This is a genomic window from Adhaeribacter swui, assembly GCF_014217805.1.
Lineage (GTDB): Bacteria > Bacteroidota > Bacteroidia > Cytophagales > Hymenobacteraceae > Adhaeribacter > Adhaeribacter swui.
Map to the genome: position 1 here is coordinate 162,445 of NZ_CP055156.1, position 21,106 is coordinate 183,550.

The window sequence follows — 21,106 nt, forward strand, 5'->3', positions numbered from 1 at the left end:
CCGAAATGTGCCGGAAGTAAATGAAAAAGGCACAAGATATGCTTACTGCCTGTAGGTTTGATTTCCGGAAAATTTAAAAATTTAAAAAACTGTTTACCCCTTTCATCTGCTTACTCAATACTAGCTCTAATTTCTGGTTCAGCTTACAGCTTTATTTGGCTTAAGCCTTTAATCAAGCTCTTTATTTAATTTCTAATAAAAACTAACTCTCAGCTTACATAAATATGCATAAACGTTTACTTTTCCTATTTCTTTTAAGTATTCCGGTTTTAGTTAAGGCCCAGGATCATGGATTTAAATTAGGCAACACGACGCTCGCCGAATTGCAAATGACTTCGTACGCCTTAGACTCCACCGCCCATGCGGTGGTACTGAACGAATTTGGCGATACCTGGATCAGCGAAGAGGGTGATCTAGATTTAAAACACGACTACAAAGTCCGGATAAAGATTTTAGATAAGCAAGGTTTAGATCAGGCCAACTTTGCCATACCGGTACGCAAATCCGGCGGTAAACTAGAAAGCATTAGCCAGGTAGAAGGAATTACTTTTAACATCGAAAACGACAGAATAACCCAAACCAAATTCGACGGCAAAACTTACACCGAAACCAAAAGCAAGTACTACGACCTGATAAAATTTACTTTGCCCAACGTTAAAGTAGGCAGCGTAATCGAAGTAAAATACCAGTTGCAATCGCCATTTAAGTATAATTTCCGGCGATGGGAGTTTCAGAGCGATATTCCTAAGATGTATTCGGAATACTGGGCTAAAATTCCGGGCAACTACACCTATAACATAACTTTAACAAGTTTTTACCCGCTGGTTAAAAAAGAAAGCGAATTAATAAAAGATTGCTTTAGCGTGGGCGGTGGCAAAGCCGATTGTGCCCGGTACAAAAATGCGATGAAAAACGTACCCGCCTTTATCGAAGAAGATTACATGACCGCACGCAGCAATTACCTGGCCGCCTTAAATTTTGAATTAGCCGAAGTACAAAGCTTTAACGGTACCCGCACCCGGTACACCAAAGAATGGAAAGACGCCGACCATGAAATGCGAATCGAACCCAAATTTGGCTTGCAATTAAAACGGGGCAAAGAAGTATTTAAAGAGCATTTAGAAAACCTACTTAACACCACTCCCGACACGTTGCAGCGGGCGCAAGGCGTTTACAATTTTGTAAAAAACTGGTTCCGTTGGAACGAGGTGTATGGTTGCTTCAGCGAAATTGGCATTAAAAAAGCTTCGGATGCCAAAACAGGCAATGTAGCTGATATCAACCTGGCTTTAACTGCTGCTTTGCAATACGCTGGCTTACCCGCTATCCCGGTCATATTATCTACCCGCCAGAATGGTTACCCCATTGAGGTGCACCCGGTAATCAGCGATTTTAATTACGTAGTTGCTCAGGTTAAAATTAAAAATAATGTTTACCAGTTAGATGCCACCGATCCGAATTTGCCGTTTGGCATGTTGCCCATCCATTGCTTAAATGGGAAAGGCCGAGCTATTCCTACCAAAGGCGACTCGTACTGGACCGAGCTTAAACCCATAGATAAACGCCGCCAGGTTTCTTTACTGAACTTAACCTTACAACCCGACGGCCATTTTACCGGCAACCTATCTTTAACCGCATCGGGTTACGAGGCAATGGAAAACCGCAAACACATTAACGCTTATAGTAGCCAGGCAGAATACACCAAAGAATTAGGTAATAAATGGCACGATGCCCAGATAAACCAACACACTATTCAGAATTTAAAAGACTTAGATAAACCCCTTATTCAAGCCATGGATATTGAAATATCAGGGTTCGATAATTTAAATAAAAACCAGTTTTTGCTGGATCCTTTCTTTATTGACCGCTGGGAGAAAAACCCCTTTACTGCTGCCGAACGCCTGTATCCGGTTGATCTGGGTACCGCCATGGAGCAATTGTTTACCCTAACGATTAATTACCCACAAGATTTCGAAACAGTAAACTTACCGCCGGCAGTTGCCATTACCTTACCCAACAATGGCGGCAAATTTCTTTTCCAGGCTTCTAATATTGGCAACCGGTTATCCCTCTCCAGCCTGATGGTATTAAACAAACCATTATACAGTCCTGAAGAATACCATTACCTCAAAGAATTCTTTAACAAAGTGGTTCAAGCCAATCAGCAGCAAGTTTTATTTCAAAAAAAGGGAGCTCCTACTACTTCCTTAAAATAGTACCATTTTAAAATGCAAATTAGAAATTACTGGAAGAGATATTGTAAGCAACAGATCAAACTTGTACTAACTAAAACATTCATCTTTTTTGCATGAGAAAATTTTACCAACATTCTTTAACTATTCTATTAGTTATTAGCTTATTAACTTTTTCGGGTTGCGCCTCTATTGTAGGCAAAAGCAGTTACCGCCTGCCCATTACCAGCAACCCCAATGGAGCCAACATTACCATTACCGACATGAAAGGCCGGACGGTACACACCGGCGTTACACCCACTTCCGCGCGTTTACGCTCCGGAGCCGGATTTTTTAAAAAAGCAAGTTACACGGTTACCTTTGAATTAGACGGATACGACACCCGCACCGTGCCCGTTCACTTCGACTTAAATGCCTGGTACTTTGGCAATGTTGTTTTTGGCGGATTTGTTGGGTTCTTGGTGATTGACCCGCTTACGGGCGCCATGTGGAAACTGGACACCAAATATGTAAATGAAACCCTGCAACCCAAAGTTGCCAATGCTACTGAACCTACGTTGGAGTTACTAAACTACAACACTTTGCCCGATTCGATGAAGCCTTATTTAGTAGAAATCAGATAATTAATTGCTTTACCCGGGCAAACAAGATTTTCGGCAAGGAATTTGAAATAGATAAATTGTTAATTTTACTTCCTGTTTTTTTAACACCTACCAACTAGTGCAAAAGGCGACCCCAAAGGTCGCCTTTTTGTTTATTAGAATTTACTTTATTTAAATTGATGTAAGCCCCAATCCCAATTTACTACAAAAGTAGTCTGGTAGCTTGCGTTAATATCCCTGCGATAAATTTACCTGATCCGGAATAGCTTCCTGGTTCAGGAACAAATTAATATTTTTTAAAAAATGCGCTATTTTACCTTCCTCTTCGGCGAAATAACCTCCGCCGGTGTGTTGGGTTAATAGTACATTTTCCATTTGCCATAACGGGCTGCTTTCAAGCAGCGGTTCTTGTTCGGTAACGTCTAACACCGCGCCGGCCAATTTACCGGCTTGTAAAGCATTTATCAGGGCCTGTTCATCGGTGGTGCTGCCACGGCCTACGCTGGCGTACAAGCTGCCGGGTTTCATGGCCTGCAAAAACTCTCCGGAAACGTATTTATCGGCGGCACCAGGCAAAGTGTTTACTACCACATCCGTATCGGGCAAAATTTTTAAAATATCTTCGAACGAGTGAATATCGGCTTTGGGATTACTGCGGGCGGTAGTTTTTACATCGCAGCCAAAACCAGTTAGCATTTGTTTGCAAGCCATGCCAATGGTGCCGGCTCCCAAAACTACTACCTTTTTATTGCCAAGTAAATCCAGTTTTGGCCGGATTTGATTACCCCGCCATTTTTTTTGTTCCTGGCATTTTACCAGTTCTGGAATGCCGCGGTAAAAAGCCAAAATACCCGCCACCATAGTTTCGGCGCAGGGCCGGGCAAAAAAATCGCCCATGTTGGCTACTAGGGCAGCTACTTTTACTTCTTTGTACTGGTCGAAACCGGCCGAATCTAATTGCCAGAACTTAAGTGTGGGCGGCGCAGCGTTAAACCAATCTACCGGCGGGTTTCCCATAATCACTTCAGCCTCCTTAAATTTTTCTTGTACTTCGTCTTTAGGCAATTCTGTCCGAAATACTAATTCAAGTTCGGTTGGTAATTGTTGTTTTAATTGGTTCTGGTTAGCTTCACTTAAAGCCGTGTAAACAAATACATTCATAGTTTTTATAGTTCTGCTGATGCTATTTTACTTCTTCTTTTAAGGTAAAAAGTACCATAAGCTTAATTTTTAAAATTTTTTATTTTTGGTTTCATACCTAATTAAGAGCTAATAGCTGGTATTTTTATAAGCAATAAAAACGACAGTAGAATCTTAACCATTAATAAATCGGCTCCACCTCCAGTTTATCTAAATAGGGCTCCAGAATAGTTACGGCACTGGTTTCTGCTTTAAAAGAGGCCACAATATCTAACCCGTTTTTTTCCCAACGTTCTACAAAGTTATTATTAATGGCGTATAAAGTAATGTTCCAGCCTTTGTGGCATCGATGGGCTACGGCCGTACCCTGGCGGTTTAAAAGCTCTACCTGGTTCCGGAGGGGCAGTTGGTAAAATAAACTATGCTCAAACATGTTGTATTAAATCTTATCTACAATAAACGGGTAATTACTAAACCCGTATTGTTTACATTCAGTTCTTTTTAAATATTTACTGCTTCAAAGTAAAAGCCCCAGGCTAGTTGCCCTAAGGCAAACCAATATAAAACTAATTTTAGCCGCAATACCGGTATTATGTAATTATCCGATTTTTAAATTTTTAAAAAATTATAGAGCCACATTAAAACAGCGCCCGATAAAACATGAACCCATTAGTAATTAGTAGTTTCGAAGAATTTCAGCAGCACGAAGGCGCCGAGTTAGGCGTTTCAGAGTATCACCAAATAACCCAGGAACAAATTAGCAAATTTGCAGATGCTACCCTGGATCATCAATGGATACACCTGGATGCGGAGCGGGCAAAAACCGAATCGCCGTTCGGCAATACCATTGCGCACGGTTATTTAACGGTTTCGCTTCTGCCTTATTTATGGGGGCAGATTATTTCGATTCGGAACCTGAAAATGCAGGTAAATTACGAAATCGAGAATCTACGGTTTAACCAAGCGGTACTGGTTAACAGCGAAGTTCGGTTGCGGGCCAAATTGCTAACCCTGAAAAATTTGCGGGGGGTGGCTAAAGCCCAAATTGAAGTAACCCTAGAAATTAAAGATAGTCCTAAACCAGCTTACTCCGGCACAATAACCTTTTTATATCATTTTAATAAGTAAGCTTGGCACGGCATTTATCCCTAAAAATTACCTAAAAAGGGTAAAATTAACCAGAATATTTTTAACTGGATGAAAGAAATTTTAAACCCTCTAACCTGTAATTCGTTTTTAGGCTTGTAACACATATTTAAACTATAAAACTATGGACTCACAAGACTTAAAAAACAAAGCCCAAGACTTAAAAAACAAAGCAGATAACGTAAACCCTGAGCATAAAGAAGGTCCGGTTGCCGCAGCTATCGAAAACTATACTTCTAAGCTACCTTCTGATCTATTTTTATGGGCAGCATTAGGCTCAATGGCAGTTTCGGCTACTTTAAAAATCATGAAAAAAGACGAAGAAGCTTTATTCGTGGGTCAGTGGGCCCCATCTTTCCTACTTTTAGGAAACTACAACAAGATGATAAAATTAGCTGGTTACGAAAAAGATAAATAAGCGAGATAACTGAGAAATCGGTTTGATTATAAAAAAGAGGAAGTAAATACTTCCTCTTTTTTATTTTACCGGGAATTATTTTTTATGCAGATGATAGCGTATTATGCTTGAAAAATCAGAAATTTTAAAAATTTTGATTTTCAGCAATTAATCCGGTTTAAAGTTAATTTCCTGCTCCGGATCAAAGAGCACGTAAGCCCTTTTCCAAGGGTCATTGCCCAATATCCGCCACTTGTGCCCCGAGCCGGTAGTATCCATAGCCAGTAAAACTTCGCCGGGTTGTAAAATAAAGCGTTGGCCATCAAAGGTTTCGAACTCCAGCGTACCGGTTAAGGTAAGTACGTACTGATTAGTTGGCGCCGTATGCCAGTCGTAAATAGCTGGTGCCGCCGTTTCTTTAAACCGGATACCAAGGGCTTGATTTAACTGATTATCGGCAACCCGGCCCTGGGTTACGTGCGTATGTCCGTCCGGACCCGTGAAAATTTTATAAGCTTTTATCATACATTTATTTACAGCTGGTTACCGGGGTATTTCTCCTTTCACTCAGCACTTTATAAAAATCAAACGGTATTTTTCTGTTTTGTTTATTACCAGATTACCGATTTTTTAAAAATTGGGTTATCGGGTAAGTTTACCAATTGCGGTAATTTGATTTAATTGCTGTATAAATTTAATTTATCAGGAGTTTACTTGCTGTACCACGTAGGCTAAGTAAACGTATATTTCACCCCCAATTTTTATGCGCCTTGTGCACTGTTTTATTTTACTTGTTTTTATAATCTCGGCTTGCCATAACTTTCCGCGCGACCCGGATAAAACCCTTGAAAAAGTAAAAAATGGTACCTTATTAGTAGGTTATTCCGAAAACCCACCCTGGGTAATAAAAACCAATGCCGCCCCTACGGGCCTGGAAGCCGAATTAATAAAAGAGTTTGCCCAAACCCAGCAGGCAAAAGTTATTTGGGTAAACGATACCGAGCAAGATTTATTCGAAAAACTGGAAAAACAAGAACTGCACCTGGTAATTGGGGGCATTACCGATAAAAATTCCTGGAAGAGCAAAATAAGTTTTACCCGGCCTTATTATCAAATACCAAAAGAAAAACATGTAATGGCGGTTATAAAAGGCGAAAATGCCTTTACCGTTGCCTTAGAAACATTTTTACACCGCCAGGAAGCCAACCTACCCAGCCGCTTACAAACTTATGAAAACCGTTAAGACCTTTGAATTTCCTGCGGAACTGCAACCTTTATATCGGAAAGCTAAACGTTTAGAATGGTTAACCATCGCTTACTTATCGGTTACAGTGGTTGTAATGTACCTAACGATGGGCAACTCGCAAGCCATGAAAACGGCTTGGTACGAAGACTTATTAAGCCTTACACCTTCGGTAGCTTTTCTGGTAATTTCCCGAATTTTTCTAAAGCCCGCCAATAACGAGTTTCCGTATGGCTATCACAAAGTAGTTTCTATTGCTTATTTGTGCAGCTCGCTGGCTTTATTTTCGGTAGGCATCTTTTTAGTTATTGATTCGGGCTTAACCTTAATTAAAGCAGATCGGCCAACCATTGGCACTACTATTATTTTCGGCCATCAAATTTGGTCCGGGTACCTGATGATTGTGGCCTTAATCTGGGGAACAGTACCGTCTATTTTTCTGGGAAAAGCCAAATTACCTTTGGCTCAAAAGCTGCACGAAAAAAACTTACATACCGATGCCGAAATGCAAAAAGCCGACTGGATGACCGGGGTAGCGGCCATCGTGGGAATTTTAGGAATTGGTTGGGGTTTCTGGTGGGCCGATGCAGTAGCGGCTTCCTTAATTGCCCTGGACGTAATTCATGATGGTTTTAAAAATTTAAAACAAGCTTTGTTTGACTTAATCGATCAAATACCCAAAACCGTTGATAATCAAAAACCTGACCCCATAATTAAACACATCGAGGAATTTTTGCGCCAGAAAAGCTGGATTAAAGATTCTGCCATCCGGATCCGGGAAGATGGTCATATTTATTTTGGCGAAGCCTTTGTGGTACCAGCCGTTACCACTAATCTTACGCAGCACCTGGAAGATACCAGCCGCGAAATAGAAAACATGCATTGGCATCTCCACGAATTTATTATTACTTTGGTAAGTCAATTACCTACTTCCGAAAATAAATAAACTTACGTTTATTTGCTTTGGAGTTATTTTTTGGTACAAATTAAAAAAAGCTTTAAGCCGGAAGAAGCTAAATGTAACGTTCTGGGTTAAGAACTTTATTAAAAAAAACCAGGGTATGCTGGCTTAGAGAATAAGGAATGTTAATTTTTTAAAAAATTTAGTTCCTATATCCTTGTACTCACTTTGCTTTACACCAGGCATACTATTTTAAGTTTGTGTTAACTAAACTTTTTACATAAAACACATGAAGAAAACATTAAACCTTTGGGTTTTGGCCCTGTTCCTTTTTGGATGTACTACCAGCGCCAGCAAAGGCCCCAAAGAAAGTAAAGATGGCTGGATCAGCCTTTTTGATGGTACTTCGTTAAACGGCTGGCGGGCCAGCGAAAACCCCGCCACTTTTAGCGTCGAGAATGGCGCTATTGTGGTGCATGGCCCCCGGGCGCACTTGTTTTACGAAGGGCCGGTACAAAACCACGATTTTAAAAATTTTGAATTTAAAGCCCAGGTAATGACTACCCCCGGTTCTAACTCCGGCATGTTTATTCACACAGCCTACCAGGAAACCGGCTGGCCCTCCAAAGGCTACGAAATTCAGGTGAATAACTCCCATACCGATTGGCGCCGCACCGGCAGTTTATATGCCGTGCAAGACGTAAAAGAACAAGTGGTAAAAGACAACGAGTGGTACACCGAATCCATAACGGTACAAGGCAAACGCATCACCATTAAAATAAACGACAAAGTAGTAGTGGATTACACCGAACCCGATAGCATTGCCACTACCAACATGGGCGGCAAAATGCTATCCAGCGGCACCGTAGCGCTGCAAGGCCACGATCCGGATAGCAAAGTTTATTTTAAAGACGTGATGATTAAACCTTTGCCTTAAATTGGACAAAGATTACCACAAAAGAATTACAGCTTATTCTAAGCAACTTATGGTAACCTGATTTAACTTCTAGTTTCAATAAAATTAAAAAAGAGCGGCAAAACTGACGCTCTTTTTTAATTTTACTAATTTTTGAATCTACTGAGCTGAAGCCGGAAAATAAACTTAATTTTTTTCTTTGCAGCTTCTTTAAAAAAGCGCCTTACCTCCTATGTTTCCTAATTTATACACGAAACGCCTGCTCCTGCGCCAGATAAACCAAGACGATATAGAGCAGGTATTTAAAGGTTTATCGCACCCGGATGTAACCCGCCACTACGGTGTTTCTTACCAAACCTTACCCGAAACCCAGGCCCAAATGAACTGGTACTACGCTTTATTTGCGCAACAAACCGGCATTTGGTGGGGACTTTGTTTTCCGGAAAATCAAAAATTATTTGGTGCTTGTGGATTTAACAATCTTTCGCGGCAGCACCGCAAAGCGGAAATAGGTTTTTGGCTGTTACCGGAGTACTGGAATCAAGGTTTAATGTTTGAAGCGGTAGATGCCTGCATTGATTTTATCTTTAACGAAATCCGTTTGCACCGCCTGGAAGCTTACCTGGAAACCCCCAATCTGGCTTCGGCCGCGCTACTGCAAAAATTACGATTTCAGCAAGAAGGTACTTTTCGGGATTACGAATACAAAAACGGGCAATACGTTAATCTGGCCATCTACTCCCGCCTGTGCTCCGATTAGTTAACATCACATTTCTAAGCCAATACTTTTTTTAAAAACAGCCATTGTTTCCGGAATCCGTATTTTAGTATTATGATTAAAAAACTACTTTGGTTGTTTTGGGGCTTGTTCCCCTACTCCGTTTGGGCCCAAACTTACTGGCAACAAGAGGTTAATTATACCATACAAGTTACGCTGAATGACCAGCAACATACTTTAACCGCAACCGAAGAAATTGAGTACATCAACCATTCTCCGGACCAATTAACTTTTCTTTATTTCCACTTATGGCCGAACGCTTACCAAAACAACCACACAGCGCTAGGTAAACAACTCTTAAAGCAGAACGAGCCGGGTTTTTATTTTTCACCGCCCAACCAGAAAGGCTATATCACTGGTTTAGATTTTAAAATAAACGGCAAAACCGCTACGGTAGAAAAAGATCCGGAGCATCCGGATATCTGTAAAATCTTGCTTAATGAGCCGTTATTGCCCCATCAACGCGTTATTATTACTACGCCGTTTCAGGTGCAATTGCCCGGCTCTTTTTCCCGGCTCGGGCACTTAGGGCAATCGTACCAGATAACGCAATGGTTTCCTAAACCGGCCGTCTACGACCAAAAAGGTTGGCACCAAATGCCTTACTTAAACCAAGGTGAGTTTTATAGCGAATTCGGTAAATTTGATGTTTCTATAACATTGCCCGCTAATTATACCATGGGGGCCACCGGGGTACTGCAAAATCCGGAAGAACAGAACCGGATGGATTCTTTAGCCACCATAACCGCCAACAAAACAAGTTTTCCGGCGGATACCGCCTTTCCAGCTTCTTCGGCTCAAACCAAAACCTTGCGCTATGTGCAAGACAATATCCATGATTTTGCCTGGTTCGCCGATAAGCGGTTTAATGTTCTGAAAAGTGCCGTGAACCTGCCCAATTCTGGCCGCACCGTAACTACCTGGCTGCTTTTTTTAAATAAGAATGCGGCTACCTGGGTAAACAGCATAAGAGACATTAACCTGGCAGTAAAATATTATTCCGAGTGGGTGGGCGACTACCCCTACGAACACGCTACGGCCGTGGATGGCGCTTTAAGTGCCGGCTCGGGCATGGAGTACCCGATGGTTACGGTAACCGATCCGGAAGCTATCATCCACGAAGTTGGCCATAATTGGTTTTACGGCATTTTGGGTAACAACGAACGCGAATATGCCTGGATGGACGAAGGTATTAATTCGTATTACGAGTTTCGGTTAAATGAACTAGAAAACCCGGATTACAGCCAGTTAGAACCGCTGGTTAAGAGTAAAAAACTGAGAAAAGCGTTTAATCTGGAAAACATTCACGCCAACAGTTTAAACCTGCTCTTGTACCAAATGCTAGCCAGTCGCGGTTTAAGTCAGCCGGTGCAATTACCCGCTGCTCACTACACTACTACCAATTACGGCGCTATTGTTTACATGAAAACCGGTATGTTGTTCAAGTACCTGGCCGCTTACCTGGGTCAGGCTAAGTTCGACCGGGCCATACAGGCGTATTACCAGAAATTTCAGTTTAAGCATCCCTACCCCGAAGATTTGCAAAACGTGCTGGAACAAGAAACCGGCGAGAAACTCGACTGGTTTTTTAAAAATTTAATTCAAACCAATGCTCCCGTAGATGCCGCATTAAAAAAAGAAAATACGGGCAACCAGGCGCAAGTTACGGTGCAAAATAATACAGCTTTCCCGTTTCCGGTGCCGGTAGCCGCGGTAGATGCCTCGGGCAAAATTCTGGAAACGCAATGGGTTGGCCCGCTGGTGCACGACGAAAAAATAAATTTTAAAAACGCACCGAATGCCGATCGAATACTGCTGGATCCGGAGCATCTTTTACCCGAAGTAAACCGGGGCAATAATCAAGTAAAATTAAACCAGCCTTTTCCGGAAAAAGAAAAGCTAAACCTGCAATTGCTGGCTGGTATTGAACAACCCGACCGCAAACAACTGTACTACTTGCCCGTGATTGGCGCCAACACCTACGACAAATTTATGCTGGGTTTGGCCGTTTATAACAGCTCCCTGATTCAGAAAAAAGTGAATTACGTGCTAATGCCCCTCTACAGTTTTAACCAAAACCGGATAAACGGTACCGGCACCATTAACCTGAATGTACTGCCCCGCCAGAATATGGGGATAACTACCTTGAGTTTTCAGGTAGCCAGATTTGAAAAATTTAAAAAATACGAACCTTCGCTTACGTTTAACCTACCCCGGTTCAGCGTTTACTCTCCCGAGCAGCAATTGCGCATCAGCTCTACGCACGTGAGTACCCCCATCCGGTTGCAAGTAAACGAACAAGATAGTTATTTTGAATACGATTTTGCCTACACCATTCCGTCGGTACAATACCGGATTTCTGCTAAAAATGCGGTAAAACGGATTTCGGCCGAAGCCAGCATGGATGTTTTTATTGTAAATCGTAATCAAACTACCCAAAGCAAACCCGTACTCGGGAAAATAACCTTGGAATACGATCGGCAATACCGGCCGGGCAGGTGGCTGCAAACCCGTTTTTTTGTGGGTAAATTTTTCGGTGATAAGCCTCTGGGCATTGGTTACGATCAGTTTAGGTTAGGTTTAAGCGGCAGTCAGGATTATAAAAAAGAGACCATCTTCCTCGACCGGTCGCAGCGCAGTTCTTCATTTATGGCCTTTGTCCACCAAACTGATAACCGCGAGGGTGCTTTTAAAAACTACCTGCCCGTGTACGCCGACCGCTGGTTAACCTCGCTTAATTTGGTTTTGGATTTACCTATTACCCCCTTAAGTTGGTACGGCGATGCGGGTGTAGCTTCGGTGACATCCGGCAATTTCCAGTCAGGGGTTAATACCGATTTTTATTATGGTAGCGGTTTAACAATTAAGGGCGGTAAACTTTTACAATTTTACTTTCCTGTAACGGGCAGCAATTACGAAAATAAGTTACCGGGTAGCTTCAAAGATTTTACCCGCAATATCCGTTTTACCTTAAACTTATCGGCTTATAATCCTTTCCGCTTATTGACTGATACTTTAAAACAATGATCCGATTCAATTTCTTTGCTGGTTTATTCCTTTTTGTTGCATTCAGTTTATCGGCCTGTAAAACCGACTACCAAAATTTACCCGCTTTTACCGACAAGAAGTACCTACAAGCCATTATTGAAATACCGGCGGGCACCAATCAAATAGTAAAATATAACGCTAAAGAAAAAGAATTTAAGAACGCATCGGATCAAACTGTGCGCTACTTGCCTTTTCCGGGCAACTATGGCTTTATTCCTTCTACCAAAACGGCCGGCGAGAAAGCCGGCGACGAACAAGCAATTGATATATTAGTCCTCTCGGAAAGCCAGCCAAGCGGCACCGTGCTGGAAGTATTGCCCCTGGGTGTTATCTTGCTGGAGCGCGATGGCCTACCAGATCCTACAGTAATTGCCATTCCGGCTAAACCCACCCAGCAAATAATCACCGCCGATGATTATGCCTCTTTTAACCAAGCTTATCCCGAAATTAAAGATATTTTAACGAAATGGTTCCGGCACGCTAACCCCAGTCAGAAGGTGCGCATTCTGGGCTGGAAAAATGAACAGTACGCCGAAGATTTTATTCGCCAGCATCTGCTGTAAAAACTTTCCGGCGACCTGCCATTTTTTAAATTTTTAAATTTTAAAATTTTTCAGTTACCCTGTTTCTCCCAAAGCGGAGCGCCGTAACATTTGATTTTTAAAATTTCTGCTGGTTTTACTAAGCCTTAATTCACAGTTATTTATTTCGTATTCCTCAAGATTATTGGCACGATATTTAGCTAATACTATATTTTAAATAAAAAATATAGTATTAGCTAAATATCCTAAAAAACACTTTTTATCCAATCAATCTTATATGATGAAACGTTTACCTTTTTTAATTTTCTTTCTTACTGGTATTTCCTTCTGGTCGTTTGGCCAGGCCCCGATGGTAATCCCCAAATTTGGAAAAATAGAACCTAAAGATTTTGAAAAAAAATACAGCGCCGATACCAGCGTTAGTGCCGTAGTTTTATTTAATGTAGGCGAATCTAAGTTTGGTGTAGATGCCTCGGGTTTGGTTTTGTATTCGGACCACCATGTGCGCATTAAAATTTTAAAAAAGAACGGCTACGACTGGGCAACTACCACCGTTCCACTTTTTGGTAGCTCTAACAGCGACCGAGAAACCGTTATGAACTTAAAAGGTAATACCTATAACCTAGTAGATGGCAAGGTAGTTACCGACAAAATGCCCAAAGAAGCGGTATTTAACGAAAAAGAAGATGAATTCTGGACCAATCAGAAGTTCTCTTTACCCAACGTAAAAGAAGGCTCGATTATCGAATACAGTTACCGGGTTAAATCGGGTTACATCTTCGACTTTCCTAACTGGACCTTCCAACGCAGTATTCCGGTATTGTACAGTGAGTACACCGCCGAATTCCCGGAATGGTTTGATTACAAGAAAACCACCCAAGGATACGAGCCTTTTTACCTGGTAAAATCAGAACCTATAAATGTTAGCTTATCGGCAAGTTTAACCGGCACTGGCACGCGGTATATCTGGGCCATGAAAGATGTTCCGGCGATGGAAGAAGAGCCTTACATGAGCAGCCTGAAAGATTATGTAGCCCGTATTGAATTTGAGTTAGGCCGTATCAGCCTTCCCGGCGATTTTGTCCGGCCGATGAATAATAGCTGGGATAAAATTACCACGAACTTACTGCAAAGCGAAAACTTTGGCGGACGCTTAAAGAAAAACGGTACTGTTAAAGCCCTGACTGCCCCAATTATAGCACAGCAAACCGAACCAGTTAAACGCCTAGAAGCCATTTTTGATTATGTGCGCTCTAACTTTAAGTGGAACGAATCCTACCGGGTATACGCCACCCAAACTTTTGGCAAACTACTGGAGAAAAAAGTAGGAACCTCCGCCGAAATTAATTTATTATTAACAGCCATGTTAAAAGAAGCTGGTATTGAAGCCGATCCGGTAATTTTGAGCACCCGCGGTCATGGTAGAATCAACCCGTATTATCCCAGCTTAACCAAGTTCAACTATACCATTGCTCACGCTAAAATTGGGGATAAAGTATATCTGCTGGATGCTACTGAACCCATGGGCACGATCAACGTTTTACCTTCCCGTTGCATTAGTGAAGTAGGCCGTTTAATCTCCGCCGAAAACTCAGATTGGGTAGCTTTGCAGTCCGGTTCTAAAGATTCGTTTGTACACCATTCCAAATTAGTAATCGGCGAAGATAACTCCATTAACGGGGTAGTACACGTGGTTCGTAATGGCCATAATGCATTATCTTGCCGCAAATCCATTTCGCAGGACGGAGAAAAGAAATACATTGATAATTTAAAAAAGGCTTCTGACCTTTTCGAAATTAAAAATATAAATCTTAAAAATACCACTCCTTCGGTAGAGCCCCTGATTATTGATTATGAAGTAACTGCCTCTGGTCAGCCGCAAGCGGGTAATATTATCTACCTGCAACCGATGCAGAGCTTAGGAATTAAGGCTAATCCGTTTAAACACGAAACCCGCAAATACCCCATCGACTTTACAACGGCAGTTGAACAAACTTATATGTACTCTTACACCATTCCGACCGGTTTTGCCGTGGAAGAACAACCTAAGAGCACCAAGGTAAATTTACCAGAAGATGGCGGCAGCTTTGTTTATAGTGTAACTACTATTGGCAACACCATTAATGTGTTAAGTAAATTAACCATTAACCGCCCGCAGTTTTTAGCCGAAGAATACCCGTACCTGAAAGAGTTTTACAACCAGATTGTAGCGAAACAAGCGGAGCAAATTGTCCTGAAAAAAACCATTAACTAATCCCCCAAAACTTACCAAACCAGGAACACCATGGTAAAAACAATTATTCGCTTTTTGCTGGGCTTAGTGCTGAGTGTACAGGCCGCTTATGCCGCCGAAATCCGGTACGAAGTAGGTTCTATCCCTAACCCGCTGCGGGAAAACGCGAATGCGGTGATTCGTTTAAATGAAGAAAGTTTTAATATTTCCAGCCCGGGCAAAGCTGTATATAAGACTCACATAGTAGTTACCATCTTTAACGAAAAGGCTAAAGAATATTCTTACTGCCAGGTGGGTTACGATAAATTTATCCGGTTTAATTACCTGAAGGGTATAATGTACGACGCCAATGGCAAAATTTTAAAAAAGTTAAAACCTTCTGAAATTTCCGATGTTTCTGCAAACTCAGGTGGCTCCCTCTACGAAGATAACCGAGCCAAGATTGCAGGCTTTACACCCATACAATATCCCTATACCGTAGAATTTGAATACGAAACTACCTGGAACGGTTTAGTCGTATATCCTACATTTTTCCCGCAAACTGACGAAAACGTAGCAGTTGAAAAAGCCACTTTTCAAGTAGAAACTCCAGCTAAGTTAAACCTGCGTTACAAAGAAGTTAACGTCAGCCAAGCTTTAACTGAAAGTACTGAGGGTGACCGTAAAAAGTATATTTGGACCTTAACCAATATACCTACTTTGGAATTGGAACCTTACGGGCCAAGGTTTAACAAATTAGTTCCTAGTGTTTATTTAGCTCCCGAAGATTTTGAACTGGATAATCGTCCAGGGAAATTGAACACCTGGCAGTCCTACGGAAAATGGTACTACGACTTAAACAAAGACCGTGACGTTTTGCCAGAAGCTACCGCCAGCAAAATTAAAGCGCTGGTACAAGATGAAAAAAGTCCGGAAGCAAAAATTAAGAAAGTCTACGAATACTTGCAAAGCAATACTCGTTATGTAGGTATTCAGTTGGGTATCGGTGGTTTGCAGACCTTTGATGCCGCCACCGTTGACAAAAATGGTTATGGCGACTGCAAAGCTTTAACGAACTACATGAAAGCCATGCTTAATGCTGTTGGTATTCCGTCGTACGCGGCTATCGTAAAAGCCGGACCAAATAGTCCTGATATTCGCACGGATTTTCCGAGCGACCAGTTTAATCACGTAATTTTAAGCGTTCCATTGGCTCAAGATACGATGTGGTTAGAGTGTACCAGTCAAACAGAAGCGGCGGGTTACCTAGGCGACTTTACCGGCGATCGGCATGTACTTTTAATTACTCCGGAAGGTGGTAAATTAGTTAAAACACCGGTTTATACTGCCCAGAATAACACGCAATATCGTACAGTTACAGTGAAATTAGACGAAACCGGCAATGCCGCCGCCGAGGTAAATACCACGTACAAAGGATTGCAACAGAAATACGTAAGCGAAGTTATGCAGGAAACCACTGATAAGCAGAAAAAATGGTTATACGACCATCTTACCTTAGCTAATTTCGACATTAAAAAATTCGAGTTTAAAGCCGAAAAAAGTAAAATTCCGGCGGTAAAAGAAAAAGTTATGCTGCAAGCCAATAAATACGCCACCGCTAGTGGCAAACGGCTTTTCCTGGAAGTAAATATGCTGAACCAATGGCGCAGTGTTCCGCCCAAATTAGAAAACCGCCAATCCGAAGTAATGATCAAAATGGCCTTCATCGATTCGGATACCATTCGTTATGATTTACCCGTTGGTGCTTTCGAAATGGAACATTTACCAGAAAAAATCTCCGTTAAATCGCAGTTTGGAGAATATACGGCATCGGTAACGGCTAAAGATAACACGCTCACTTATATTCGTACGCTGCAAATGCACAAAGGCACATTCCCCAAAACAGCTTACCCGGAACTGGTAGATTTTCACAAAAAAATTGTTGCCGCGGATAAAATGAAGATTGTTTTATTGAATAGTAAACCACAGTAATACATCCAATAAGCAAACAAAAGGCTTCTACCATTCTTTGGTAGAAGCCTTTTGTTTTTAAAAATCAGCTACTTAAATTTTAAAAATTTTTCATTTTCAGCACCTTCTACCCGCGGTTTCAAGCTTATTTTACCTTTTCTGTTACTTACTACATTTAAGGCCAGCAGATTAAATTTTATTTTTCAGCTCATTTTGGTTGGGTAATGTTATTTCTTCCGTATTAGTCTTCAAGTAAATAAGCGCCCGCTCGCGGATAAATGCTGGAGTTGCTGCTTTTTTAAGCTACTAAGAAAAATTACCGACTATTTTTGTGTATGCGAAATAACTTATCGCCTCTTCGTACTGTCCAGATCATTCGTTACGTAACGCCTTTACGCGAAGGTGGCTCGCTGCCCGCCATTGTGGAGGCCGACGACGAATTCTTTTACGTAATTAAATTCCGGGGCGCCGGACAAGGAGTAAAAGCTTTAATTGCCGAATTAATCTGCGGCGAAATTGCGCGGACGCTTGGTTTTCGCGTACCCGAAATCGTGTTTGCCGAACTAGATGTAGCTTTTGGCCGCTCCGAACCCGACGAAGAAATTCAGGATTTGCTCCGGGCCAGCGAAGGGCTTAACCTAGGTCTGCATTATTTATCCGGTGCTATTACTTTTGATGCCCTGGTAACTACGGTAGACCCCAAGTTAGCGTCCCAGATTGTGTGGTTAGATTGTTTGATTACCAACGTAGACCGGACAGCCCGGAATACCAACATGCTTATCTGGCACAAAGAATTGTGGCTCATCGACCACGGAGCGGCCTTGTATTTTCATCACGCGGGCCAGAATTGGGAAGAACAAAGCGTACGCCCTTTTGCTCCGATTAAAGATCACGTATTGTTGCCCCGGGCCAGTGAGTTAGATTCGATAGATGCAGCATTCCGTTCCATCTTAACTCCAGATTTAATTAATCAAATAGTTTCCCTGATTCCGGCAGAATGGTTAACCAACGAAAACAACGAACCAGCCGAAGAAACCCGGCAGATGTACGCCCATTTTTTAAATAATCGCATTTCTCACTCTTCTATTTTTGTTCAAGCCGCCCAACATGCCAGAAAAGCACTTATTTGAGTACGCCACCATTCGGGTAGTGCCCCGCGTGGAACGAGAAGAGTTTTTAAATGTGGGCGTAATCTTGTACTGTCCGGCGCAAGGCTTTTTACGCACTTTGTTTGAGCTGAACGAAACCCGCTTACTGGCCTTCTCGAAAAAGTTAGATGTAATAGAAATACAGGAACGTTTGCGGGTATTCGAAAAAATTTGCGCCGGCGGAAAAATGGGTGGTGTGATTGGGCAATTACCATTGGCCAGCCGGTTTCGCTGGCTCACTGCCGCGCGTAGTACCGTCATTCAAACGTCGGGAGTGCACCCCGGTTTATGTACCAATTCAGAACAAGCACTTTTGCGTTTACACGCGCAATTGGTTTTATAGTAATCTACTCCAGCTTGTTAATAATTCTTGAATCAATTATTTCACTTATAAATCATCTGCTTCTTAGTCTCACCGTAAAGCATAACCTTTAGTTATATTCACCTGTTTTATCTAAAATTTTAAATTTTCCCGGTTTTGCGCACAGGTTAATCAAACCTGATTCGTAGCGTACTGGGTTTGACTTTAAATTTTCTTGAACTAAACCATTCGCGCAAGAATTCTACTAATCAGGGTGGTTTAATAGAATTTTAAATTTTTGTTCAATCTTTCTCGTTAAATAACCTGTAAGTATAAGCCTAAAATGATGGACGATTTGCTGGTGAAAACCAGATCATCCGGAATTAAATTTTTTAAAAATTATGCACAGTCTCCGCACTAAAATATATCAGAACGAATTTGTAAATAATTTCCCGGGGGATAACAGCGGGGATTTAAGGCCTCGGCAAACCCCGGGCATGTTGTATAGTAAAGCCTTGCCTACGCCGGTACAAAACCCGCAATTACTGGCGTGGTCAGAGGATGTAGCCAAGGAATTGGAAATAGCAAACCCTACCGCTGACGATGTAAAAATATTGGGCGGCAACTTAGTTACGGAAACCATGTACCCTTACGCGGCTTGTTACGCAGGGCACCAGTTTGGTAACTGGGCCGGACAATTAGGCGATGGTCGGGCAATAACTTTAGGCGAATGGCAAACTAATACGGGCAAGTCTTGGGAGTTGCAGTTAAAAGGCGCGGGCCCTACCCCCTATTCCCGGCGCGCCGACGGCCGGGCAGTACTACGCTCTTCGGTGCGGGAATATTTAATGAGTGAGGCCATGTTTTACCTGGGAGTACCTACTACCCGGGCTTTAAGTTTAGTAACAACCGGCGACCAGGTAGTGCGGGATATGTTTTACAACGGCAACCCGCAATACGAACCCGGCGCCATTGTGCTGCGGGTAGCACCCAGCTTTTTGCGCTTTGGCAATTTTGAGATGCCCGCCGCCCGCCAGGAAGAAGAAAATTTAAAAAAATTAGTAGATTGGACCATTACTCGCTTCTATCCGCACATTACCGGCGAAGATAAAATTATAAACTGGTTTAAAGAAGTAGTAGAACGCACCGCCCACCTGATGGTAGAATGGCAACGGGTAGGTTTTGTACACGGAGTGATGAACACCGATAACATGTCGATACTGGGGTTAACTATCGATTACGGTCCGTTTTCGTTCGTCGATAACTTTGATTTACGTTTTACGCCCAACACGACCGATTTACCTGGTCGCCGGTATGCATTTGGCAAACAACCCGGTATTGCCTACTGGAACCTAGGCTGTTTGGCAAGCGCACTGGCCATTCTTTTTCCGGACACCGACCAGCTCGTGGCCGCTTTGGATACGTACGAACCCATCTACGTGCAACAATACCAAACCATGATGGCCAATAAATTAGGTTTAGATGCAGTCCGGCCGGAAGATGGCGTTTTAATTTCTGAATTTGAAAATATGCTGGCCCAGGTAAAACCCGATATGACCATTTTTTACCAGTTGTTAATAGACTTACCTCAGCAATTAAATGAATCAGAAATTTTAAATTATTTTAAAGACAGCTTCTATAAAGAACCCGATTCAGATAAAAGTACCGCCTTGTACAACGTAATTCAAAAGTACGAACAACGCCGGCAAACCAATGCCATCCCGGAAGAAGAAGCAAAAGAACGCATGCGCGCCCACAACCCCCGGTTTATTTTACGCAATTATTTACTGCACCAGGCAATTGAGGAGCTGGAACAAGGAAACAGCCAACTTTTTGAAAAGCTGCAAGCAGCCATAAAAGAACCTTATTCCCGGAACCATGATGCATTTTTTGCTAAAAGACCCGCTTGGGCCAGCCAAAAAGCGGGTTGTTCCATGCTGTCGTGCAGTTCTTAGAAAATACGCTTACAACTTCTTTAACCTTGAATTTTGAGTTTTACATTTATTTGGCTGAGGGTAAGTAAATTTGAAACCCAACGTTCAGGTTAATTCCGGTTAAGTTAGCCATCGTTAAAATAGCATCGTTGTTCCCCGAGTTATCGTAGCTTAATAAAAGCTCCAAGCCTACTTGTTCCGAAATAAAATGGACGGCGCCTATACCTATGCCGTAGGTAAAAGCACTGGAATTATCATTGAAATTTGTATTGTCGCTGTTGTAAGCAAAGCGTTGAACCCCAATACGCCCTTCCACTAACAAACGGGTAGTGGTAGCGCCAAAATATCCCCGCACAAACGGACTTAAGCCAACACTGGTAGTAGTGGAGTTAGCGTAAGCATACAACGATAAGGGCACAGTAGCGCCAACCGCCAGATCATCTGCCAAAAAAGTCCCAATCCGGGGCGAAAGCATTAACAACATGCCTTTATTATTGCCGGTGCCAATGTGCAAAGTACCGGTGCCGCCTATTAATGTAGAACCCTGGAAAGTTTGGGCGGAACTTAGTTCGGCCAGGAAAGAAACAAAAACGACAATCAAAAAGAGCTTCTTTATCATTACCATGCTGTTTTAA

The 21,106-nt window shown here is 42.2% G+C and carries 19 protein-coding genes; 15 read left to right on the top strand and 4 right to left on the bottom strand.

Annotation, left to right across the window (positions count from 1 at the left end; translation table 11 throughout):
• Positions 1 to 224: 224 nt before the first annotated feature.
• Together HUW51_RS01860 and HUW51_RS01865 are read left to right on the top strand one after the other, a co-directional pair.
• Positions 225 to 2,216: a DUF3857 domain-containing protein gene (locus tag HUW51_RS01860; protein WP_185272302.1), complete on the top strand. Its 1,992-nt coding sequence runs from the start codon at positions 225 to 227 to the stop codon at positions 2,214 to 2,216.
• A 92-nt stretch (positions 2,217 to 2,308) separates the two neighbouring features.
• Entirely contained in the window at positions 2,309 to 2,815 is a 507-nt protein-coding gene (locus HUW51_RS01865) for a hypothetical protein (RefSeq protein WP_185272303.1), read from the top strand.
• 207 nt (positions 2,816 to 3,022) lie between these two features.
• On the opposite strand, the gene HUW51_RS01870 is transcribed toward HUW51_RS01865, so the two are convergent.
• Positions 3,023 to 3,955: a D-2-hydroxyacid dehydrogenase gene (locus HUW51_RS01870; RefSeq protein ID WP_185272304.1), complete on the bottom strand. Its 933-nt coding sequence runs from the start codon at positions 3,953 to 3,955 to the stop codon at positions 3,023 to 3,025.
• A 160-nt stretch (positions 3,956 to 4,115) separates the two neighbouring features.
• Positions 4,116 to 4,367 carry a hypothetical protein gene (locus HUW51_RS01875; protein ID WP_185272305.1) on the bottom strand — a complete coding sequence of 84 codons (252 nt, stop codon included), beginning with the start codon at positions 4,365 to 4,367 and terminating at the stop codon, positions 4,116 to 4,118.
• A gap of 227 nt (positions 4,368 to 4,594) precedes the next feature.
• Here HUW51_RS01875 and HUW51_RS01880 point away from each other — a divergent pair, with 227 nt between their 5' ends.
• Together HUW51_RS01880 and HUW51_RS01885 are read left to right on the top strand one after the other, a co-directional pair.
• Complete coding sequence (locus HUW51_RS01880; RefSeq protein WP_185272306.1) at positions 4,595 to 5,062, top strand: MaoC family dehydratase; 468 nt, start codon at positions 4,595 to 4,597, stop codon at positions 5,060 to 5,062.
• Positions 5,063 to 5,204: 142 nt separating this feature from the next.
• Positions 5,205 to 5,498 (top strand): hypothetical protein, encoded by a 294-nt coding sequence (locus tag HUW51_RS01885; protein ID WP_185272307.1) that lies wholly within the window; start codon positions 5,205 to 5,207, stop codon positions 5,496 to 5,498.
• 147 nt (positions 5,499 to 5,645) lie between these two features.
• Here HUW51_RS01885 and HUW51_RS01890 read toward each other — a convergent pair whose 3' ends face one another.
• Positions 5,646 to 6,002, bottom strand: a complete 357-nt coding sequence (locus HUW51_RS01890; RefSeq protein WP_185272308.1) for a cupin domain-containing protein — start codon at positions 6,000 to 6,002, stop codon at positions 5,646 to 5,648.
• Between the two features lie 238 nt (positions 6,003 to 6,240).
• On the opposite strand from HUW51_RS01890, the gene HUW51_RS01895 reads away from it, so the two are divergent.
• The 11 genes from HUW51_RS01895 to HUW51_RS01945 all read left to right on the top strand — a co-directional run bounded on the left by HUW51_RS01895 (position 6,241) and on the right by HUW51_RS01945 (position 20,492).
• Positions 6,241 to 6,720, top strand: a complete 480-nt coding sequence (locus tag HUW51_RS01895; RefSeq protein ID WP_185272309.1) for a transporter substrate-binding domain-containing protein — start codon at positions 6,241 to 6,243, stop codon at positions 6,718 to 6,720.
• Positions 6,707 to 7,666: a cation transporter gene (locus tag HUW51_RS01900; RefSeq protein WP_185272310.1), complete on the top strand. Its 960-nt coding sequence runs from the start codon at positions 6,707 to 6,709 to the stop codon at positions 7,664 to 7,666. Before HUW51_RS01895 ends, HUW51_RS01900 begins: the two co-directional genes overlap by 14 nt.
• Positions 7,667 to 7,910: 244 nt before the next feature.
• On the top strand, positions 7,911 to 8,558 hold the full coding sequence (locus HUW51_RS01905) for a 3-keto-disaccharide hydrolase (RefSeq protein ID WP_185272311.1): 648 nt from the start codon (positions 7,911 to 7,913) through the stop codon (positions 8,556 to 8,558).
• 211 nt (positions 8,559 to 8,769) lie between these two features.
• The gene (locus tag HUW51_RS01910) at positions 8,770 to 9,297 is read left to right on the top strand and encodes a GNAT family N-acetyltransferase (protein ID WP_185272312.1); all 528 of its coding nucleotides are present in this window, start codon (positions 8,770 to 8,772) and stop codon (positions 9,295 to 9,297) included.
• Positions 9,298 to 9,369: 72 nt separating this feature from the next.
• Entirely contained in the window at positions 9,370 to 12,342 is a 2,973-nt protein-coding gene (locus tag HUW51_RS01915) for a M1 family metallopeptidase (protein WP_185272313.1), read from the top strand.
• Positions 12,339 to 12,926, top strand: coding sequence for an inorganic diphosphatase (locus HUW51_RS01920; RefSeq protein ID WP_185272314.1), 588 nt, complete (start codon positions 12,339 to 12,341; stop codon positions 12,924 to 12,926). The genes HUW51_RS01915 and HUW51_RS01920 overlap by 4 nt, the downstream gene beginning before the upstream one ends.
• A gap of 256 nt (positions 12,927 to 13,182) precedes the next feature.
• A complete protein-coding gene (locus tag HUW51_RS01925) occupies positions 13,183 to 15,159 on the top strand; it encodes a DUF3857 domain-containing protein (RefSeq protein WP_185272315.1) in 1,977 nt (658 codons plus the stop codon).
• A gap of 30 nt (positions 15,160 to 15,189) precedes the next feature.
• Positions 15,190 to 17,109 carry a DUF3857 domain-containing transglutaminase family protein gene (locus tag HUW51_RS01930; RefSeq protein WP_185272316.1) on the top strand — a complete coding sequence of 640 codons (1,920 nt, stop codon included), beginning with the start codon at positions 15,190 to 15,192 and terminating at the stop codon, positions 17,107 to 17,109.
• A gap of 314 nt (positions 17,110 to 17,423) precedes the next feature.
• Complete coding sequence (locus HUW51_RS01935; protein WP_185272317.1) at positions 17,424 to 18,218, top strand: HipA family kinase; 795 nt, start codon at positions 17,424 to 17,426, stop codon at positions 18,216 to 18,218.
• The gene (locus HUW51_RS01940) at positions 18,196 to 18,579 is read left to right on the top strand and encodes a DUF3037 domain-containing protein (protein ID WP_185272318.1); all 384 of its coding nucleotides are present in this window, start codon (positions 18,196 to 18,198) and stop codon (positions 18,577 to 18,579) included. The genes HUW51_RS01935 and HUW51_RS01940 overlap by 23 nt, the downstream gene beginning before the upstream one ends.
• Before the next feature lie 359 nt (positions 18,580 to 18,938).
• Positions 18,939 to 20,492 (top strand): protein adenylyltransferase SelO, encoded by a 1,554-nt coding sequence (locus HUW51_RS01945; protein WP_185272319.1) that lies wholly within the window; start codon positions 18,939 to 18,941, stop codon positions 20,490 to 20,492.
• A gap of 46 nt (positions 20,493 to 20,538) precedes the next feature.
• On the opposite strand, the gene HUW51_RS01950 is transcribed toward HUW51_RS01945, so the two are convergent.
• On the bottom strand, positions 20,539 to 21,090 hold the full coding sequence (locus tag HUW51_RS01950; protein ID WP_185272320.1) for a hypothetical protein: 552 nt from the start codon (positions 21,088 to 21,090) through the stop codon (positions 20,539 to 20,541).
• Positions 21,091 to 21,106 lie beyond the last annotated feature (16 nt).

Coding starts and splice junctions, on each gene's coding strand:
- HUW51_RS01905 (WP_185272311.1), top strand. CDS start 7,911: ATGAAGAAAACATTAAACCTTTGGGTTTTGGCCCTGTTCCTTTTTGGA.
- HUW51_RS01865 (WP_185272303.1), top strand. CDS start 2,309: ATGAGAAAATTTTACCAACATTCTTTAACTATTCTATTAGTTATTAGC.
- HUW51_RS01880 (WP_185272306.1), top strand. CDS start 4,595: ATGAACCCATTAGTAATTAGTAGTTTCGAAGAATTTCAGCAGCACGAA.
- HUW51_RS01950 (WP_185272320.1), bottom strand. CDS start 21,090: ATGATAAAGAAGCTCTTTTTGATTGTCGTTTTTGTTTCTTTCCTGGCC.
- HUW51_RS01895 (WP_185272309.1), top strand. CDS start 6,241: ATGCGCCTTGTGCACTGTTTTATTTTACTTGTTTTTATAATCTCGGCT.
- HUW51_RS01945 (WP_185272319.1), top strand. CDS start 18,939: ATGCACAGTCTCCGCACTAAAATATATCAGAACGAATTTGTAAATAAT.
- HUW51_RS01860 (WP_185272302.1), top strand. CDS start 225: ATGCATAAACGTTTACTTTTCCTATTTCTTTTAAGTATTCCGGTTTTA.
- HUW51_RS01885 (WP_185272307.1), top strand. CDS start 5,205: ATGGACTCACAAGACTTAAAAAACAAAGCCCAAGACTTAAAAAACAAA.
- HUW51_RS01930 (WP_185272316.1), top strand. CDS start 15,190: ATGGTAAAAACAATTATTCGCTTTTTGCTGGGCTTAGTGCTGAGTGTA.
- HUW51_RS01920 (WP_185272314.1), top strand. CDS start 12,339: ATGATCCGATTCAATTTCTTTGCTGGTTTATTCCTTTTTGTTGCATTC.
- HUW51_RS01870 (WP_185272304.1), bottom strand. CDS start 3,955: ATGAATGTATTTGTTTACACGGCTTTAAGTGAAGCTAACCAGAACCAA.
- HUW51_RS01875 (WP_185272305.1), bottom strand. CDS start 4,367: ATGTTTGAGCATAGTTTATTTTACCAACTGCCCCTCCGGAACCAGGTA.
- HUW51_RS01925 (WP_185272315.1), top strand. CDS start 13,183: ATGATGAAACGTTTACCTTTTTTAATTTTCTTTCTTACTGGTATTTCC.
- HUW51_RS01935 (WP_185272317.1), top strand. CDS start 17,424: ATGCGAAATAACTTATCGCCTCTTCGTACTGTCCAGATCATTCGTTAC.
- HUW51_RS01900 (WP_185272310.1), top strand. CDS start 6,707: ATGAAAACCGTTAAGACCTTTGAATTTCCTGCGGAACTGCAACCTTTA.
- HUW51_RS01890 (WP_185272308.1), bottom strand. CDS start 6,002: ATGATAAAAGCTTATAAAATTTTCACGGGTCCGGACGGACATACGCAC.
- HUW51_RS01940 (WP_185272318.1), top strand. CDS start 18,196: ATGCCAGAAAAGCACTTATTTGAGTACGCCACCATTCGGGTAGTGCCC.
- HUW51_RS01915 (WP_185272313.1), top strand. CDS start 9,370: ATGATTAAAAAACTACTTTGGTTGTTTTGGGGCTTGTTCCCCTACTCC.
- HUW51_RS01910 (WP_185272312.1), top strand. CDS start 8,770: ATGTTTCCTAATTTATACACGAAACGCCTGCTCCTGCGCCAGATAAAC.